Raw genomic sequence first — 14,325 nt, 5'->3', positions numbered from 1 at the left:
CTCATATTAAAAATGGACTTGAACAATGCTTGACATCATAAGAAATGCTACAAATTCTTGGATTTTTAGAATTTTCCTTGCTATTTTACTCTTATGCTTCATTCTTTTATGGGGGGTACCGCAGTTACACAAAAAAAGTGAAAGAGATCTTATTACTTCTGGAAAGTCCACAGTAACTGTCGATGATTATCGTCTTGCACTCGCCGATCAAAGCGCACGTTTAGCATATGCTGCTCATCTTGGACGAATGTTTACAGCAAATGAAATGCAGCAATACCAAATTCCTGCTTTTGTATTTAATCAATTACAACAAAATGTACTGCTTGATGAACAAGCACGTAAAATGAAAATAAGTCTTTCAAAAGATACAATAGCTCATGCGATTGGTTCTGATAAGATGTTCCAAGTAAATGGCACTTTTGATAAAAACTTGTTTTATAACTATCTTCAGCATTTACACATTAGTGAAAGCGCTTTTCTTAATTATTACACCAAACAAGAAAAGCGTAATCAGCTTATTGCTGCTTTACTTTCTGATATGAAGGCACCAAATCTCTTTTATAAAGCACTTGCTCTTTATCAAGAAGAAATGCGTATTGCTGATTATCTCGTTATTGATCTAAAAGAAAAGGAAACAATTGCTGATCCTGATTACGAAACATTACAAAAATGGTTTGAAACACATCAAAGTCAATTTCGTGCTCCCGAATACCGCACTGTCTCTTTGCTATCTATGGAACTTAATGATTTTGTAAAACCTAAAGATATCTCAACAGATGAGGCGAAAGCCTATTATACACAAAATGCTTCACGTTTTGTAATACCTGAAAAGCGTACATTCGAAGAACTGCGATTCCCCTCACGCGAAGAAGCCGATAATGCTGCAAAAAAAATAGCTGATGGATTGAGTTTTGATGAACTGGTAAAAGCTGAAAAAAAGACTCTTAATGACATAAAAAAAGGGCCTCTCGCAGAAAATGAACTTCCTAATCATCTGACATCTGAAATTTTTGAACTCCAACAAGGACAAGTCAGTCCTGTAATAAATGACTTACAGGGACCTGTTATCATTCGCGTTACGCATATTGAACCTTCAAGCTCTCTTCCTTTTGAAAGTGTAGAAGAAAATATTCGCCAAACACTTGCCAAAAATCGTGCTACTGATGATATCCGTAACAATTATGTAGCCATTGAAAATGCTCGTTTTGAGGGTGCTTCTCTCAAAGAGTTAGCTGACCAATACAAGTTATCTTTGCGCACAATTACCATTGATAAAACGGGAAAAACGCTTGAAGGTACAATACTCACGGATTTACCTCAAAAAGATATTTTACTGAATGCCATCTATCAATCAAACGAAGGAGTCGATCTTGATCCTCTCTCTTTTCAAAATGGTGGATATCTCTGGTACAAGGTCGATAAAATTATTCCTGCCCGTGATAAGACACTTGAAGAGGCTAAGCTAGATGTTCTTGCTCAATGGAAAAATGAGGAAATCCAACGTCTTCTTGATGAAAAAGCCCAAAATGCTCTCAAACAGCTCACGGAAGGAAAAAGTCTTGTTGCTCTTGCTCATACCCTTGGTGTTACAAAACAAACAACACCAACCCTCCGGCGTCAAGACTCATCTGAAACCCTTGGCGTTGAAGGGATTAAAGCATTATTTTCCGGTCCCAAAGGTCATTATGGCATCATAAAAGGTCCGGTTGCAACAAACCGTATCATTTATCAAATAAAGACTGTAACCATGCCTAAAGATATCACGTCTCATACTCTTTCAACTGAGGCCCGCGCCAATATAGATATGATGATAAGAGAAGATCTCAAGTTAGAAATGCTACAAGTTGCCAATAAAGAACATCCTTTGGAAATTAATAGCACAAATTATAATCAGATCTTTAACGCTCTCCAATAAAAAGATTTTATATAATTTAAAGAACTTATTTGATAAATTTTCCATCAGCTCTTCGTCTATAGTTGAAGAGGTAAGATAGATCTCTTGTTTGCATATCTTAGGATCAAACATTTTTATAATGCTTCATTCTCTCGCAAATCAGTGCATGTATGGATTTGCGAGAAAATAGTCAATGGAATATAGAATCGTTTTTGCAACGCATTAAAAAACATTATCCATCCAAGGTTGTAAAGGTTGTCGCCTATTAAGCTATAAATGTCATCCCTATCGTCATTCATTCATAGCTCAGCATATTTCTACTCTTAATATTCATTCATAGGAAGCGTATTGCTTCTTCCTTAAATGATTTCATTTACACACCCAACTTATAACAGAGAAAAAACTATTTTTAAAATTCATTATAAAAATGGAGAAATCTTTTTCTATTCAAGACTCTCATTCAATATGAGAAAAAACGAATTATCATTATAAATCAATATATTCATAAATCATAACAGTCATCAATTATGATGTTATAATTTCTCAAAAATAAGAGTTTTTTATAGACTTATAGACTGCTAAGATAACTTCTCTCATAAAATAGAAATTTTATTTCATGTTTTTCTTTCTCTGCATCTCACCCATCCAATATACTGAATAAAACATACTACTGATGAAGAAATATACCGTATTTTCAAGATCACAAAATTTCTTATTCTTTTGCGTTCATAACAACCAAAACATCAACATTTTTTATAACAAAAAAATGGTTTGGAATCACAATAGCTCCTTTATCTTCCTATGAAAAAATCAGTCTACATGTTACGCATTCTAACGTAGTAATATTCTTTTACAATATCTTTGGAAAATTGCCGCTTATTGCTGCCCTTGTTATCAACCAATAGCGATACATCAATGGCAAAGTTGCACTCTCTTGAAAAATTGCTGCCCCCAGCTGTATAGCTTTTTGAAGAGAAGCCGGTACAATGACCAATGGAAGAAAAGCTGGCTTAAGAACTCTCGGTAAAATACAAGAATACTCGTAAAATTGGGTATAATGATCGCGCGATAATGCTACCATAGCTTCAACAATACGACCCTTTTGTTGATCACTGAGACGATGGGATTCCAAATCTTCCCTATTCACTCCTACAGCCTTTAATATATCAGTAGGTAAATAATATTGATATCGTGATTGCATGAATGATAAAAGACGTAATACACCGCTTAATCCTTGAGAAATCCCTCCATGCTCATAGATATCTGTAAACTCTTGTGCAGTATCAGGATCTAATATCTGACAAGAAAGCTGTAAAATTATGCCTGCTGTCTCACCACAATAATGCTCTAGATCATGAAGTGTTTCTATTGGATTGTGATAAAGATCTAAAATTTGTGCATCACAATAACGTAAAAAAGCTGTCTTAGGTAAATTAAAAAGAGTGATTGCTTTTAATAAATCATTCAAAATCGGATTGTTTCCACTCGTTTGCATTTCACCATGAGCAATAGCATCATACCACCAACGTAACCGTATTTCTCCTATGAATGGATCATGTACACTTTCGCGAATACGAGAAACTTCAGCATTAAATACATAAAGAGCAGCCAATGCTTGGCGCTTTTTTTTAGGCGCAAATAAAACCGATATATAGCGATCACGATCTATGGTACGTAAAATATCAAGACAATAAGGAAGAGAGCCTATCATTCTATGAACCTATTAACGTCCCTTTTTTAGCAATTAAATTAATATCCTCTTTTTATTCATATTAAAAAATGAAGGATAAGCAAATACAGTTCAGAAAATAAGATTTTTAAATGTGTCTCTTAACTGTATTGTGAATTAAAGTTTCTTTTCTAGTCACTTTTCGTTTTAGAAAGAAAAAATTAAATAAATAATTTTTCTGATAAAACTTATCTTATAGGACTTCAAGTTTTCATTTGCAGTAAAAAAGCTAAAAAACAATCGTAACATGCATAGTAAAACTTGAACAACAAACAACGAAAAACACTTTTTCAGTGGATAGATGACAATGTTATTTTATAAAAAATACACTGATCACAAAAACTTCATCAAATCATTGACCTCCTCCCCATCCTAAAAGACAAAGGTTCTTACCAACACCAATTTGTAAAAAATCCAATTGCTCTCGGTGATTTTCTGTTACTATCAATACATTGATTTATAATCATAATCTGTTATTTTGTATGTTAAATTAGAATTCCAAATATCGTAGATATGCTTTCATTTTAAACCAATTCCATGTTACATCAATAAAAACTATTCCCTTGCACGTCCCAAGCGTAACTGGCTTGTAGGTAACAACTGTATGAGAAAGAACTAAAAATGTCTCTTCTGAACTGTCTCAAGTGCCAAGAGTTGATCACTCATGTGATTCATTAGGAACGACGAGCAAGCTTTGTTCTGAATACTTGCTGCTGTATTTAAAAAACTTAATGTGTTATGTTATGTATATTCTACACCCTTATATCACCGCCTTAAACGACAGTATTTTACAGAGCAGAAAATAATTACACAAGTCTTTCATGCTAGACCAGAGCCTTTGTTTTATGAAACAATACTCTATTCTACCGCAAATAATAACGCCGCAACAGCGCGATCTTCAGCCAATAAAACATTAAATGTACGCACCGCCGCTCCCGTACTCATTGTATCTGATGAAATACGTTTTTCCCATAAAAGCACCCGTAACTCTTCAGGTAATCGTAATAATTCAATTCCAGTACCTATTAATAAAACCTCGATTTCAGAAGCTTCTTCTAAAATACGAGATATATCCCCTTGAGTAGGAATAGGCCCTGCCATGTCAATGCCATAAATACCTGATGGGACACAAATAATAGAACCTCTATGAGACATATCAGCAAAACGAAACCCACCATTTCCATAAGCATCAATAGGTGCGCGACTTGGAAAATGTGCTTCACGAATTTGAATTGCATCGAACATGAATATGCACCTTTTATTTTTGAATAATCCAATTGTCTTTGCTACTTCTCACCATAAAAATTAAAGTAAGGCTGATATAAACATTGATATGTTAAACATAGATAGCCTAGTATTGAAGTGAACGTTTTTATATAATGCCCTAATCTTCTCATACAACAAATATATGAAAATTTGGTCATAAACCGCAGTAAAATGCTATACCTACTTAAATAAATCTATTTTTTGAAAAGTTTCTTCAGCTTATTTACTCACAAATTTCTTTTTATAAAAACAATGATCTTCTTTAAAAAACAGAAAAAAATTGCGTAATATTCTATAAATAAAGCAACTATTTTAATAATCTAAAGAAAACAAAAACTCCATTTTCTGTAGCCACTATAAAAGCCCCTTTTCCAATGAAATTGTCTTGATCTTGCCAAGCTTTTTATAAAAATGCTTAAAAAATGTAATAAACTGCCATTACACCTTAAGATGCATTTTCCTTTGATACAGCTTTTTTCTCTTCAGAGATACTCATATCTTCTTTCGTTGTCGTTTTAGATTTAGACTTTTGTGGTGTTTTTGCTTTAGCATTAAGTTTTGACTTTTTTTCTGCAATCGGCTCACCTTTAACGCGCACATCAGCTAATGTTGAGCGAATAACACGAATATTTATACTCTCACCAATTTCAACCTCTAATTCACCACTCTCGTCGTGAACCTTCGTAACCTTGCCGATAATACCACCACCCGTTATAACTGTATCACCACGACGTACTGCATTAAGCATTTCTTGGCGTTTTTTCATTTGGGCACGCTGTGGACGAATCATAAAAAAATACATAATTGCAAAAATTAAAATGAATGGGACAGCGTTAGCAAATGAAATTCCACCGGAAACATCGCCTGCAACTTGAGCATAAGCGTTCGTAATAAACATTTTTATCTCCTATAGTTAAACCTCAGGTATTTCCCACTCTATTAAAATGAAATTCCGATACAGAAAAAATTCCTAAAGAATTTATCATAAAAAGCAATAACTACATAATCTAATCACAGCTTTACAAAAATACAATAAATCCTTAAGAGGCAGAATACCAAAATACAATGAGAAAAATCTTAAAAAATAGATTCACTTTCCCCTATTGTATATCCTACAATATAAATCTTTCCACTAACTCAATAAATTATACAAGATAATTTTTCTAATGAACAAACTTTAATTTATATAGATAATTTATCGTTTTTGATATCGAACGACAGATCTAAATACAATAAAATGCTCTCATTTCAAATCTTCTGAATTAATCAAAACGATTTTCTTGACGTCACACATATGAGTCACACATATGAAATGAGCCTGTCGATAAAAACTTTTTAAGAAAGGCGTGAAATATCTTTTTTCATGCTTCTCTCAAATGCAAGAGCAATTGGAATACTCAAAGCTGACAAACAGTATGATACTATTGTCTTACACTTTCATAAATACAAAGATGGTAATATCTAACGCCCCCCACGAACTACTCTCCTGAAACCAATGATTTTTTGCTGCTATGTTATTGATTTAAGAAAATCAATTGTTTTTCATGAATTTTCTATAAACTGTAAGACTATTCAAATGTCAAAGTTATCAATAAATTAGTTTTCTAAATATTTAAGGGGATCAACAGGTAATGAATTCTTACGCATCTCAAAATAGACACGTGGCGTTTTAACATTTCCTGAAACACCAGATTTAGCAATCTCATCACCGCGCCTTATCCTTTGTCCTTTGTTAACAACAAGCTTACTATTACATCCATAAATAGTGATAATATCATTTTCATGTCGAATCATCACAACATTACCAAGCTCTTTTAGTCCATCTCCCGCATAAATAACCACACCATTTTCTGCCGCCTTTACCGAAGACCCTTCAGGCACTGCAATATCTATTCCTCGATTCATTACTGTTCCCTTTTTTTGACCGAACTGGCTTAATAAACGCCCTCGTACTGGCCAACGCATCTTAGAAATTCCTGTGGCTTGCGGAGTCGTCATATTATCTGTATTCGTAACAGTACTTGACAAACCAGTCTCATGTTTCAATTGCGTCATCTGTTTAGAAAAATTTTTCTCAGAACTTGATTTGTTCATCTTTGCAGAGGGTGGCGTTGTTACAGGAGCTTTATATATAGGAGAGGACTTCTTGTTTTTTATAGAGGACATCACAGATTGGGATGCAGATTCTGTTGTTGACACTGCCCAATCGTTATTATTGTGTGCATTTGAAGCTGCTAATGTACGCCTGCTTGGAACAACAAGGACCTGACCGATATAAATGGAATTGCTGTTTATACCATTTGCTAATTTTAATGCCTCAACACTAACCCCTACTTGTCGTGCAATACTGAGCAGTGTATCTCCACTCTGGACAATATAAGAATTCCGCCGAAAAATAGGAGATTTATCCATTTGTGAACGAGAAAGTGTTCCAAGGTTACGTGGAGGGGCGCCCATAACGCGACCATCAGAAGAAGTTATCCTACCTTGATGTGGAAAATTATAGGGGGAATTATCATCTCCCCATGAATCATCGCTTGATTCCACAGGTGGCAATTCAGTGCTTTGTATCATACCACTACCGTATGATAGCATTCGCGGGTCTGTATACATAGTGCTTGATATATTTGATTGAGATGATACCGTACGATGAGAGAACGTATTGGAAAAACGCTGTGTACCAGAACTACAACCAGCAACAATAGTTACCACCGCTAACAAAGTTATTCTCTGAAAATTATGCTGGAAAATATTATCCAAAGCTTTTAGACACATCGTTTTGCTCACTCATCAATAATCAACTCATTCCATTAAAGCTTTTTTAAATTACCGAAGAGTTAAAATGAGATGTTTTATTCATAAATATCTTTATATAAGATCAAAATGAATTTAACGTAGACAATTTGCAGAAACGTCTTAGCTTTTAAAAATTAAAGTATCTCTGCAATGCCTTTAATAAAAGGTTGGTAACGCACTTGGAACAGTTCTAAACACTCAAATCGACTACCAATTTTTGTATAGCGCGTCACCGTTTGTACCCCTTCGTCAGGTCCTATCGCCTGAATGAGAATTCCATTTTCAGCTAAAAGTTCTAAAAATTCCTTTGGTTCATCAAAACGTGATGGCCAAATAAGAATGCGATCAAATGATCCTAAGCCTGTCACATTATGACTTCCATCAATCTGCCGTATAACAATATTTTCAATTCCTAAAGTTTGAAATTTTTGGCGTGCTAAATCAACAAGCGTTTTATAACGATCAATCGTTGTCACACGGTCACTCAGACATGCCATAAGAGCAGTACAAAAACCAGATCCTGTACCAATTTCTAAGACACGATGCCTTTTTTTCAACGATAATGCCGAAAGAATTAAGAGTTGTTCTTCCAAACGTTCCATATATTCACCACACTCAAGGGGAATAACTTTATTATCATAAGCACTATTGAACCAAGGAGCAGCAACAAACTGTTGACGCGGAATTTTCTCTAATGCCGAAAAAAATCGCACGTCATCAATGCCTTTGCTACGCATTTTCAGTACAAGAGCGGCTAACTCCTCACGAAATTGTAAAATACCCTTTTGCCCCATAGTATCATTCAATCTCCAATGGAGGTGCACTTTTATCATACTGACAAACTGCTTCTTTTAAAAAGGCAAAAACTTGCGTCTGTGTATCATCACCTCTTGGCAATAAACGCATATTGTCTCTCCTTTCGTAAAATTAAGCAGTAATACAGCGCATGCCTCCCATATAAGGTTGTAAAACATCTGGAATAATAATTGATCCATCAGCCTGTTGATAATTTTCAAGTACGGCAATAAGACAACGTCCAACAGCCGTACCAGAACCATTAAGGCTATGAACAAAATGCAATTTTTTATCGCCGTCTTTACGATAGCGCGCATTCATACGACGACCTTGAAAATCTCCACAAACTGAACAGCTAGAAATTTCACGATAACATTCTTGACCAGGAAGCCAAACCTCGATGTCATAGGTTTTACGCGCTGCAAACCCCATATCTCCCGTAGAAAGAACCACTGTGCGAAAAGGCAAACCAAGCCGTTTTAATATATCTTCTGCACATTCCGTCATACGTTCCAATTCAATTAAAGACTGCTCTTCACTGGTAATCGAGACCATTTCAACTTTCCAAAATTGATGCTGACGCAACATACCGCGCGTATCACGACCGGCTGCTCCCGCCTCTGAACGAAAACAGGGAGATAAAGAAGAAAATCGCAGTGGTAAATCTGATATTTCAAGAATTTCATCGTTGACCAAATTGGTTAATGGCACTTCTGCTGTGGAAATAAGCCATCGACCATCTGTTGTACGAAAAAGGTCTTCAGCAAATTTCGGTAATTGTGCTGCTCCGTAAACAATCTCATCACGAACAAGAAGAGGTACTGAGACTTCTGTGTAACCATTCTCATTGACATGCACATCAAGCATAAACTGGCCTAATGCTCGTTCTAGCCGTGCTAATGCCCCTGAAAGTACTGTAAAACGTGTTCCAGACAAACGACTAGCTCGTTCAAAATTCATCTGTTTGAGATCTTGACCAAGATCAAAATGTTCCTTTGGTGTAAAATTAAATGTTGGAGGTGTACCAAAATGTCGAATGACGACATTATCACTTTCATCTTTACCTTCTGGAACATCATCTAATGGAATATTTGGAAGTGCTGAAAGAATTTTCTCAAGACTCTCCGTCAGCTGTTTTTCTTCCACTGTTGCAGAGGAAAGAAAAGCTTTAATCTCTTCAACTTCAGCTCTAAGACGTTCAGCCATTTGCTGATCCGATACCGCTAAAGCCTGTCCTATTTCCTTTGAAACAGCATTGCGACGTTCCTGCGCCAATTGCACCTTAGCAATATGCGACCGACGTGCAAGATCAAGTTGTATTAACTTTTCAGCTTGTGGCTCAAGACCTCTACTTACGAGTGCTTTATCTAATTTCTCAGGATTGTCACGAATCCACTTAATATCAAGCATAAAAATTCCTCATTTATATTGTTTTTATTCATTCCTTATCGCATAAGATTATACACTTTTCTTAAGCGGATTTTCTTCTCTTTTCTATACTGTAAGCAATTAAAATTGAAATCTCGTAAAGTGCTATCGTTGGTAAAGCCACTGCAAACATCGTAAAAAAATCCGACGGCGTTATGATTGCCGCAATAATAAAAGAGAGCAAAATAGCCCATTTTCGTTTAGACGCCAAATCATGAGACGTTACAAATCCAATTTTTGTTAAAAGACTGATGACAAGAGGTAATTGAAAAATCAAACCAAAAATTAGGATAAACGATGTCATAAAGCCCAAATAATCAGAAATACGCACTATAAACTCTATTTTTAAATGAACATCTGGAAGAAATTGTTGAGAAAGGCTAAACCATAGTATTATTGGCGCTAATAGACCATAAACAAACGCTCCCCCAATACAAAATAAAATAGGCCCCCCAATGAGAAATGGTAAAAAAGCCATACGCTCTTTTTTATAAAGCCCTGGTGCAATAAAACTATAAAACTGAAAAGCCGTATAGGGAAAAGATAAAATAATTCCCCCAAAAACAGAAAGCTTCATCTTCGTTAAAAAAGTTTCCCATACTTGCGTTGATTGCAAACGAATCCCCTCAGGATTACCCTCTGCTATTTTCATTGCCCACTGATATGGCCATAGTAAAAAATTTAAAATATAATCTTTAACAAGAAAACACATCATAAAAGCGATCATAAATGCAACCAAGACAGAAATAATTCGCTGACGAAGTTCAATTAAATGTTCTAAAAGTGGCGCCATATTAGCATCAACTTCATCTTTTTTTACATTCATGACACATCTTCTTTTTCTTTATCTTTAGGAGAAACAAAAATGTTTTCAGAATGATGAGCAGCTATAGAAACTGTCATATCTTTCTTGATTACCTTTTGATCACATTCCAAAATTTCTTTATCTTTTTTTGATTTATGGTGTGTTTCCTTAACATCCCAATTATCGTGGATATCCTCTAATATATTTTGAGTGGGATCAAAAGTTTCTGCCAACTTCTTGCTTGAATCGTTAATATCCGAACATATTTTTTGCAAATCATCGCGCTCAATTTGTTTTATTACATCATCAAACTGGTGACGAAATTCATTTGCTGTTGAATACACATACGCTCTTATCTTTGCTATTGTCTTTAATATTTTAGGTAAATCTTTTGGTCCAACGACAATGATGAGAACAAGTAAGATTACGATAAACTCTGGTCCGTCAATCCCAAACATCTCTTAATTCGACTTTCTCATCAAAAAATATTGCACAATGATGATTGCGTTTTTGTTACTGTTTTTTAGCAACAGATGTTTTGCTTTTTTTAGAAGCAGAAGAAACCTTTCTGCGCACTGTTGCATGTTTTACCGATAACGGCTGAGATTGTTGAGATTCTACATCAATCATTTGGGAAGTAGGAGCCATTTCAACTTTATCCTCAATGCTATCATCTTCTTCTTTCATATTTTTTTTGAAGGCTTTAATTCCTTTAGCAACATCGCCCATTAATTCAGAAATTTTACCGCGACCGAAAAGCACAAAGATAATCAATAAAATTATGATTAAATGCGTTGGTGAAAAAATATTACCCATTACTCTCTCTAACTTTATGCTTTTAAATTTGATTTCATTTATTCATGCTTCCTCTGAAGAATGTATCAAATATAATATCTTACTTATATATTTTCTTCTTAACTTAAAAGCAATTACACGCTTTTATTGCAAAAAGAACTTTTTATCCTCTCATCCTTTTTTAGCGTATTATAACACAAACCATTCAAAAATGATAAACCACTTCATACAAAGTTCAAAACACTTAAAAACTTTTCTAAAATAACTTCATCTGATCTCTTAGGTTACTCATCTTCCTGTAAATACTATAGCCAATGTCTTTCCTTTTACACAATGTTTTACGTATCATTACAAACATTTCCGTCAAATTATCCTTTACTGATAAAGATCATAACATGTTGTAAAACACTTTACGTATTCAATTAAAAAATTCAGAAAGAAAAATCTCTAAAAAACTTTCTTAACACATCATCAGTCTCTTCAAAAACGATCATCTTACGCACAACATTTATTCTTTGCGTTGGGGTAGGAATTTTATCATTCATTATTCTATGTACAATACGAAATATGATCCATCATCGCATTCAATTAAATATCTGGCGTGTAAATAAAAACTATTAGCGGAAAGAGTAAAAATGCACTTTATGAACCAGCTCAAGTGCCAAGAGATATGGCAATACTGCTAAAAAATAAAAATGGTACCAGCTTGCGCCTTATTCAGTAAAATACCTCCATATAACCGTCTCTCTGAGCCGCTGAATGCCATAACTATTACAAGTCTCCGGATTCTGGGCATGCGTTCTCATAATATCATGTGCTTAACCTATCCCAGTATTGAAAACAAAATGAGCATGAATAGAAAATTACATTCAATCAAAAGCATGGCATCGAAGCATAATCCATGTAAAAAGAATTTCTTATCCTAGCCTTTTTTATAAGATTACCTTATAAAGCCGCTCAATAATACAGTGTTAGAGATAAATAAACCTATTTACTTTAGTTTTAAAAACTCATTTTATTGAGATAGCTTACAGAGCACATATCAATTTTCAAAAGTTTTATTTTAGCATCATACACAATAACTAGGCCTTTTAGCGTGTATAATGTAAAGCTTTGGCTCCGCTTAAAGCAATGAGATTCATTCACACTTTTACAAAAATATACCACTATAATACCAGTACTTTATTGCTCTATTCATAATTTTACGCTCGTAAAAAAACTGATCAATGTAACAATGTTTTTATCAAGAATTTGAAATTCTTTAATCTTTAAACAAGCAAATTTATGAATGAATTTGAAAGATACCATTCAATTTTTCAACAAACTTTACTAATATTCTCGTTAATTGATTGTTTTTTATAGTTTTCCTGAAAGAGTCCGCGATCATAAAAAACTTCTCTTACAACATAAATATAAAAATAGCCCTGTGAATAAATGCTCCGATGACATTAATATTTTTTCTGTAGTGTATAATTTGCTAGTGAGGGTATTGTTTGATTTCTACAAGAGTATTTTTATGGATATCAATTCTATTATTCTATGCTAATAATCCGGTACAGTTATACATATGATAGAGTTTACTCCATGAATTATCGGCATATTTATCATGCTGGCAATTTTGCTGATGTTTTTAAACACATTATTGTCACTCGCATTGTAGAATATCTCAAACGCAAAGAAAAAGCTTTTCGCGTTATAGATACGCATGCTGGAATCGGTATTTATGACCTTTCTTCTTTAGAAGCACATAAAACAGGAGAGTGGCGCGAAGGTGTCCAACGACTTTTTTCTACTCCTATCCCAGAAGATTTAAGAACACTCCTTTGTCCATGGTGTGACATCATTGATGCCCTCAATAAAGGAGAAAAAGAAATTATGTTTTATCCTGGATCTCCTGTTCTTATTCGTCAATTATTACGGAAACAAGATCGCCTCACCGCAATAGAATTGCACAATGAAGATTATCATATTTTAGCAAAAAACTTTGCAGGAGATTATCAGACAAAAGTTCTGCATTTAGATGGTTGGCTTTCCTTAAATGCTCATGTACCACCAAAAGAAAAACGTGGCTTTATCCTTGTTGACCCTCCCTTTGAAAAAGCTGGAGAGTTTTCCCGCCTTATTGAGGGATTAACAAAAGCCTATCGTCGCTTTTCTGGAGGAATCTACGCTTTATGGTATCCTGTTAAATATGACAAAGAAATTGAAAGTTTTCTTCACGCGCTTTATCAAACCGGAATTCCTAAGATTCTACAACTTGAAATGCGTATCCGAAAAAGTTCAAGTCCACCGACAATGAATGGAAGTGGTATGATTATTATTAACCCTCCCTACCTTTTGGAAGAAGAAATGAAAAAACTCAGCCCCTTTCTTATCAACCGTCTGGGACAAGATGAAAATGCCCAAATAACGCATAAGTGGCTTCAAAAAGAACATCTATTATGTTAAACTTTTCTCTATATTTTTTCTAAATCAAATATCATGTTGTAAGATATAAAGACTTTGAGTGGTAAAATTCTTTGCTTCTATGGATAATACCAACATATTATAATGGTAAGCTAATAACGATCAGCGTGAATTAATTTTTTTCTTTTTAGAAAGTCTATCCTCTTAATTATCATGGATTTCCTATTCCAATCATTTTAATGGATAAATTAGGCAAATTCATAAAGCTGCTTTAGAATAACAACTCTCATATTTTTTATGAAAGATCGGCTCTCTAAAATCATACTCTTATGCTATAAGATGTTATTTATAGAAAAAAATTATAAAGACATAAATAATCATTATTTAATAAAAAAGAATATTTCATATATT

General features: G+C 34.2%; 11 protein-coding genes. 2 read left to right on the top strand and 9 right to left on the bottom strand.

Annotation, left to right across the window (positions count from 1 at the left end; genetic code table 11):
* The first annotated feature begins 25 nt into the window (after positions 1 to 25).
* A complete protein-coding gene (locus tag ACFIJJ_RS02170) occupies positions 26 to 1,915 on the top strand; it encodes a peptidyl-prolyl cis-trans isomerase (protein WP_375645785.1) in 1,890 nt (629 codons plus the stop codon).
* 829 nt (positions 1,916 to 2,744) lie between these two features.
* On the opposite strand, the gene ACFIJJ_RS02165 is transcribed toward ACFIJJ_RS02170, so the two are convergent.
* From ACFIJJ_RS02165 to tatA, 9 genes are all read right to left on the bottom strand, one after another.
* Positions 2,745 to 3,605, bottom strand: a complete 861-nt coding sequence (locus tag ACFIJJ_RS02165) for a phytoene/squalene synthase family protein (protein ID WP_375622168.1) — start codon at positions 3,603 to 3,605, stop codon at positions 2,745 to 2,747.
* A gap of 876 nt (positions 3,606 to 4,481) precedes the next feature.
* Positions 4,482 to 4,868, bottom strand: a complete 387-nt coding sequence (locus ACFIJJ_RS02160) for an Mth938-like domain-containing protein (protein ID WP_375622169.1) — start codon at positions 4,866 to 4,868, stop codon at positions 4,482 to 4,484.
* Between the two features lie 466 nt (positions 4,869 to 5,334).
* The gene (gene yajC / locus ACFIJJ_RS02155; RefSeq protein WP_375638109.1) at positions 5,335 to 5,787 is read right to left on the bottom strand and encodes a preprotein translocase subunit YajC; all 453 of its coding nucleotides are present in this window, start codon (positions 5,785 to 5,787) and stop codon (positions 5,335 to 5,337) included.
* Positions 5,788 to 6,485: 698 nt separating this feature from the next.
* Positions 6,486 to 7,664: a peptidoglycan DD-metalloendopeptidase family protein gene (locus tag ACFIJJ_RS02150; protein ID WP_375622171.1), complete on the bottom strand. Its 1,179-nt coding sequence runs from the start codon at positions 7,662 to 7,664 to the stop codon at positions 6,486 to 6,488.
* 155 nt (positions 7,665 to 7,819) lie between these two features.
* Positions 7,820 to 8,479 carry a protein-L-isoaspartate(D-aspartate) O-methyltransferase gene (locus tag ACFIJJ_RS02145; protein WP_375622329.1) on the bottom strand — a complete coding sequence of 220 codons (660 nt, stop codon included), beginning with the start codon at positions 8,477 to 8,479 and terminating at the stop codon, positions 7,820 to 7,822.
* A 133-nt stretch (positions 8,480 to 8,612) separates the two neighbouring features.
* Positions 8,613 to 9,890 (bottom strand): serine--tRNA ligase, encoded by a 1,278-nt coding sequence (serS, locus tag ACFIJJ_RS02140; protein WP_375622172.1) that lies wholly within the window; start codon positions 9,888 to 9,890, stop codon positions 8,613 to 8,615.
* Between the two features lie 61 nt (positions 9,891 to 9,951).
* Entirely contained in the window at positions 9,952 to 10,734 is a 783-nt protein-coding gene (tatC, locus tag ACFIJJ_RS02135) for a twin-arginine translocase subunit TatC (RefSeq protein WP_375622173.1), read from the bottom strand.
* Positions 10,731 to 11,171 (bottom strand): twin-arginine translocase subunit TatB, encoded by a 441-nt coding sequence (locus ACFIJJ_RS02130; protein ID WP_375622174.1) that lies wholly within the window; start codon positions 11,169 to 11,171, stop codon positions 10,731 to 10,733. Before ACFIJJ_RS02130 ends, tatC begins: the two co-directional genes overlap by 4 nt.
* 55 nt (positions 11,172 to 11,226) lie before the next feature.
* Positions 11,227 to 11,529: a twin-arginine translocase TatA/TatE family subunit gene (tatA, locus tag ACFIJJ_RS02125; RefSeq protein WP_375645783.1), complete on the bottom strand. Its 303-nt coding sequence runs from the start codon at positions 11,527 to 11,529 to the stop codon at positions 11,227 to 11,229.
* A 1,563-nt stretch (positions 11,530 to 13,092) separates the two neighbouring features.
* Between tatA and ACFIJJ_RS02120 the strand changes: the two genes are divergently transcribed.
* Entirely contained in the window at positions 13,093 to 13,956 is an 864-nt protein-coding gene (locus ACFIJJ_RS02120) for a 23S rRNA (adenine(2030)-N(6))-methyltransferase RlmJ (RefSeq protein ID WP_375645782.1), read from the top strand.
* Positions 13,957 to 14,325 lie beyond the last annotated feature (369 nt).

The sequence above is a fragment of the Bartonella sp. TT29SHDZB genome, from assembly GCF_042193395.1.
Lineage (GTDB): Bacteria > Pseudomonadota > Alphaproteobacteria > Rhizobiales > Rhizobiaceae > Bartonella.
Note: the sequence above shows the minus strand (reverse complement) of the source record. Positions and strands in the feature narration are given on the sequence as shown.

Excerpts from the sequence above, each read along its gene's own strand:
- ACFIJJ_RS02170 (WP_375645785.1), top strand. The coding sequence starts at position 26 with ATGCTTGACATCATAAGAAATGCTACAAATTCTTGGATTTTTAGAATT.
- ACFIJJ_RS02165 (WP_375622168.1), bottom strand. The coding sequence starts at position 3,605 with ATGATAGGCTCTCTTCCTTATTGTCTTGATATTTTACGTACCATAGAT.
- ACFIJJ_RS02160 (WP_375622169.1), bottom strand. The coding sequence starts at position 4,868 with ATGTTCGATGCAATTCAAATTCGTGAAGCACATTTTCCAAGTCGCGCA.
- yajC (WP_375638109.1), bottom strand. The coding sequence starts at position 5,787 with ATGTTTATTACGAACGCTTATGCTCAAGTTGCAGGCGATGTTTCCGGT.
- ACFIJJ_RS02150 (WP_375622171.1), bottom strand. The coding sequence starts at position 7,664 with ATGTGTCTAAAAGCTTTGGATAATATTTTCCAGCATAATTTTCAGAGA.
- ACFIJJ_RS02145 (WP_375622329.1), bottom strand. The coding sequence starts at position 8,479 with ATGGGGCAAAAGGGTATTTTACAATTTCGTGAGGAGTTAGCCGCTCTT.
- serS (WP_375622172.1), bottom strand. The coding sequence starts at position 9,890 with ATGCTTGATATTAAGTGGATTCGTGACAATCCTGAGAAATTAGATAAA.
- tatC (WP_375622173.1), bottom strand. The coding sequence starts at position 10,734 with ATGAATGTAAAAAAAGATGAAGTTGATGCTAATATGGCGCCACTTTTA.
- ACFIJJ_RS02130 (WP_375622174.1), bottom strand. The coding sequence starts at position 11,171 with ATGTTTGGGATTGACGGACCAGAGTTTATCGTAATCTTACTTGTTCTC.
- tatA (WP_375645783.1), bottom strand. The coding sequence starts at position 11,529 with ATGGGTAATATTTTTTCACCAACGCATTTAATCATAATTTTATTGATT.
- ACFIJJ_RS02120 (WP_375645782.1), top strand. The coding sequence starts at position 13,093 with ATGAATTATCGGCATATTTATCATGCTGGCAATTTTGCTGATGTTTTT.